Source organism: Xanthobacter autotrophicus (assembly GCF_030015065.1).
GTDB classification, from domain to species: domain Bacteria; phylum Pseudomonadota; class Alphaproteobacteria; order Rhizobiales; family Xanthobacteraceae; genus Xanthobacter; species Xanthobacter autotrophicus_D.
The window spans coordinates 1-2440 of sequence record NZ_JAIVFN010000227.1; the positions used below are offsets into that span (position 1 = coordinate 1).

At 70.0% G+C, this 2440-nt stretch carries 5 protein-coding genes; all 5 read left to right on the top strand.

Annotated elements, in window-relative coordinates:
- Positions 1-131: 131 nt before the first annotated feature.
- The gene (locus K9U40_RS22540) at positions 132-563 is read left to right on the top strand and encodes a hypothetical protein (protein ID WP_282892337.1); all 432 of its coding nucleotides are present in this window, start codon (positions 132-134) and stop codon (positions 561-563) included.
- A gap of 26 nt (positions 564-589) precedes the next feature.
- Entirely contained in the window at positions 590-796 is a 207-nt protein-coding gene (locus tag K9U40_RS22545) for a hypothetical protein (RefSeq protein ID WP_282892338.1), read from the top strand.
- 56 nt (positions 797-852) lie between these two features.
- Entirely contained in the window at positions 853-1599 is a 747-nt protein-coding gene (locus tag K9U40_RS22550) for a hypothetical protein (protein WP_282892339.1), read from the top strand.
- The gene (locus K9U40_RS22555; protein ID WP_282892340.1) at positions 1592-1948 is read left to right on the top strand and encodes a hypothetical protein; all 357 of its coding nucleotides are present in this window, start codon (positions 1592-1594) and stop codon (positions 1946-1948) included. The genes K9U40_RS22550 and K9U40_RS22555 overlap by 8 nt, the downstream gene beginning before the upstream one ends.
- A partial coding sequence (locus tag K9U40_RS22560; protein ID WP_282892341.1) for a hypothetical protein occupies positions 1945-2440 on the top strand: 496 nt, incomplete at its 3' end. The genes K9U40_RS22555 and K9U40_RS22560, both read left to right, overlap by 4 nt.

Here is a 2440-nt window from a genome sequence, read left to right on the forward strand (position 1 = left end):
GCCCTCGGCGGCAGAACGCCGGAGGAGGTCCATACGGCCTGCGACAGCATCGACATGGCGGCGTAACGCACACCAGAACCAAGCTTAGCAAAGCCGCCAATCTGTCCGCCAAACCGGGACCACCTCACTACGTGTCGGTGCCGCGCGGCTCCCACCGCGCCGAGGTCATCCGCCGCGCCGAATGCGCCCTGAACGCCGCCCGTATCACGGCGGCGCGTTACCGGACCGCACCCGAGCCCCGCGACGCCTATGCGGCCCGCAAGTGCAGCGCCGACCGCCAGAGGCTCAACGCCCTCGAATTGATCGTGCGCGATGAGAAGGCCGCCGCCGGCATCGCGGCCACCTACACCGCCAAACGTGATGGCGATGGCTTCGCCCTGAAGCGCAACGGTGTCCAGTTTGGACGCCTCACCGGGCCAGCCGGCGCGCTCACCTTCACCACCACCGACGCCGACCTCGCCGAGCGGGCGGGCACTGCCTTCGCATCGTGGGAGGATTTCCCCGCTGCGCTCGCCAAGGTGCGGGCCGCTGACGAAGCCCTTCGCCTGTCCCGCATCGCCTGATCCCGCCACCAGCAGGAGGAACACCTATGCCGCTTCCCATCTGGCGCCAGAGCCCGGACCTGATGGTCCGCCTCACGACGGCGCAGAACCACCCGGCCAACGCCCGCACCGACATCATGACCTTCGCCGGCATGTGCGACAGCCGCGAGGAGTTGGAGCGCCACGTGGCCCGCTACGAGCGCGCCGCCGCCGAGTTCGTCCCGCCCCGGCGCAACTGCCGCAAGGCCGCCTAACCATCGGGGCGGACGCGCCGCCCCTCTGACCTTCCCCATATCCCTGGAGCCTACCAATGCCGAAGCCCACCGCGGCGGCAAACGCCACCGCTATGCCTACCTCCTCCCGCCGGGCTTTCCTCAAAGCCGGTGGCGCCCTCGGCACCATCGCGGCCCTCGCGGTGCCAGTGGCCGTGCTCCCGAAGGTAGAGGCAGCCGAACAGCAAGACGCTGAGCTGCTCGCCCTGGGCCGCGAGCTTGAAACCTTGTGGGCACGCGAGCGCGAGCTTGCCGCTGAGTGCAGCCGGCTGAGTGCTCTCGCGGAACAGATGCAGCCCGCTCCCGCGCCCCTCGTCCTGGCGTTCGAGCTGAACGGCGAGCATCTGCTTGAGGAGAAATCCGGCCAGCTATGGGTGAATTTCCGCCTGCACGACTGGCTGCGCGCCTACGACGCCATGTGGAACTCGCCCACGCGCCAGCAGCAGCCCCTAGTGGCCGAGGTGCTCGCCGCCCTGGGCGAATGGCAGAAGGGCGGCGAGGAAGCCGAGCGGCTTTCCGGCGCCGCGGCAGCGGATGACGCCTTCGAAGACGTGACAGACGCGATCAGCGCGCTTTGCGACCGGATCGTCGCCGCTCCGGCCATGAGCCCCGCCGGTCTCATGGTGAAGATGCGCGCCCTCGACTGGTGCTATCCGGACGGCACGGCCGCCGCAGTCCTCCGGAAGCAGGCGGACGACGAAGAAGAGGTGACAAGCGTTCGGCTCGCGGCCAGCGCTTTCCGCGATGCGCTCGCCATTCTTGGCGTGGGAGGCGCCCATGTCTGAGCGCAGCCCCACCCGCCGCTTCGTCCTGAAGGGCGCGACCGCCGCCGCGCTCCTCACTGTGCCGGCCATCACCATGGCTTCGGAAGCCGACCCGCTGCGCGCGCTCGTCGAGGCCTATCGGGCCGAATGCGCCTGGCTCAACTCGACCATCGGCGACATCCCGGATGATGCTCCCATGCCGATATGGGACGCGCTCAACGAAGGCAACATCCCGGCCGCCACCAGCAAGGAAGGGGCGATTGCAGCCCTGAGGCTCGCGGTGGAAATGTGCGAGGACTTCTCGGGCGTGGACGCCGTCCCGAACCTCATGCGGGCCGCCCTCGGCTTCCTTGAAGGAGGCGCAGTATGACCCGCCGCACCTCCGCCGGCCGGCCTGCTCCGAAGGCCCGCGCCATCCAGTTCGAGCACCAGCCCGAGCTGCGCGCCCTGACGATCCTCCCGACGCTCCCGCCGGGGCACATGACGTTCCCGGTGGAGGATGACGCCTTCTATCCGCACCTGCGTCGCGGCGAGTTCGCCGTGGTGGACCTCGCCGACCACCAGCCGGCGCAGGGCGAGCTGTTCCTCATCTCTTATTGTGATCCGCGTATCGAGTGCGGCCGCACCTTCGCCCTGTGCCAGATGATGGGGCGGACGCGCTATCGACGGCCCGGCGGCCCGTGGCTGCAACAGCCGGAGGCTGGTGCCGAGCCCGCAACGTGCTGGATGGCCCGGCACTGGATCCCGCCGGCCGATCCGCGGGACCGCGCGGCGGCCCTGCGCTCCGGGCGTGTGGGGACGAGCGAAGGCCCCTTCACCACCGAGCACGCCGCCGAGAAGCTGGTGGGGCGCGTCGTGGGGG